General features: G+C 76.3%; 1 protein-coding gene and 1 pseudogene. Both read left to right on the forward strand.

Annotation, left to right across the window (positions count from 1 at the left end):
- Window positions 1-1,174, forward strand: a 1,174-nt coding sequence (locus tag B7767_RS32385; protein ID WP_107486453.1) for a hypothetical protein, incomplete at its 5' end; no start/stop codon positions are given.
- A gap of 11 nt (window positions 1,175-1,185) precedes the next feature.
- Window positions 1,186-1,627 (forward strand): annotated as a pseudogene (locus tag B7767_RS32390) (VWA containing CoxE family protein); the annotation flags it as partial.

A 1,627-nucleotide genomic window follows, 5' to 3' on the forward strand; every position in this document is an offset into this window, starting at 1 on the left:
CTTCGTCGCACTCGCCGCCGCGCGCACCGCGCTGCTCGGCTCCGTGCACGACGCGCTCCTCCTGCGGGTCGAGGAGGCCGTCGGGCGGGCGCGGGCCGAGGAGAGCGGCACGGCCGCGGCCGGTGGGGAGGAGCACGCGGCCAACCTGTGTGCCGCCGCCCGTAGCTGGCTGTGCGACCTCGCGCGGGCCGGCTGGCGCGGTATCGACCACGAGGTGATCACCGGTGCCGCGCCCGTCGTGTCCGCCATGCTGCCCGACCCGGCACTGCGCCGCCTGGCCACGCTGCTCGACGGCTTCGCCGCCGAACTCGCCGCGTCCTGCCCCGGCGCGACACTGGAGCACGTTCCCGTACGACGGTGGGCCGACCTGTGGTCACGCGCCGTGCTGCTGACCCTGCCCGGCGCGGCGTCCGCCCTCGCGGCCGGCGAGGTGACCGGTCGTCTGCTGCCGCTCGGTGTCGACGTGCAGGAGCACGCCACCGCCGTACAGGCGCAGGTGCACGCGGTGTTCGAGCCGGCGGACGGTGGCACGCCGCGGCTGGTGCGGGCCTCGGTGTCCGCGCCGAAGCCCGACACCGTCGTCGGGGCGGGGCTGTGGCAGCTGCTCCGGCCGCACCTGTCCCTGCTGGCCGCCGTGAGCGAGGGGCGGGCCATGGAGCTCGACGCGATGCCCGTCACCGGTGAGGGCGATCTGCTCTGGGACGACGCACGGGCCCGTACGGGCGAGCCCGCCGAGGTCTTCGCCACCGCGCGGGTGGCGCTGCCCGCCGCCGCGGCCTTCGCGACCGCTCCGCTCGACCGGCATCCGGCCCGGATCGCCGTGCCCGTCCTGCTGGAGGGGTACGCCGTGGAGGAGGACGGGGACGGGGTGGCGTTCCAGGTCGCCGGGCAGCGGCTCGTCGTCGACACCGACCGGGTTCCGGCCGCCGGTCCGCTCACCCCCGAGGTCGTCGCCTCGTCCGGTGCTTGTGTCGGGCTGCTGCGGTGGGACGCCGGGGAGTTCCTGCTCCAGCCGCTCGCCGTGGAGAGGACGGTGCGGAAGAAGAGCGTCGCCGTGCACGCCGGGGCCTGGGCCGGGGGCACGGCCGACAAGGCCGGCGTGCGCGCCGAGAAGGCCGCCACCGATGCCGTGAAGGTACTGCGCGAGCGCGCCGGAAAGCTGCTGCGGAAGTGAGCGGGCGGACCATGGGAGGCGCCCCGGCGCCCGATCCGGACGAGAACCGGCGGCAGGTGCTGTACTGGCGGCTGCTGGCCCGCCTCTTCGATCCCGAGGAGCAGGCGTCCCTGGAGTCGGCGAGTCTGGCGGTGGTCGAGGACGTCGGCCTGCCGTCCGCGCTGCTGGATCCACAGGCGTCCGTCGACTCCGTGGTGCAGCGGCACCCGGAGCTGGCCGCCGAGTTCGACGGGCTGATGACGCCCGAGCCGGACGAGGACGGTGCGCGTGACCGGGCCGCCGAGGTGCGGCGCGCGGCGCTCGCGTCGAAGGTGCTGCTGAACGTCTTCGCCTCCGGCTCCGGCACCGTCACCGCCGAGCAGCTGGCGCGCTGGCAGTCGGACGCGGGCTGGCTGGAGCGGGCGCTGGGCTGCCGGCCCGGCGAGCTGCGCGGCGGTGGCAACCGCGCGGGAG

The organism is Streptomyces sp. 13-12-16 (genome assembly GCF_002114215.1).
Classification (GTDB): domain Bacteria; phylum Actinomycetota; class Actinomycetes; order Streptomycetales; family Streptomycetaceae; genus Streptomyces.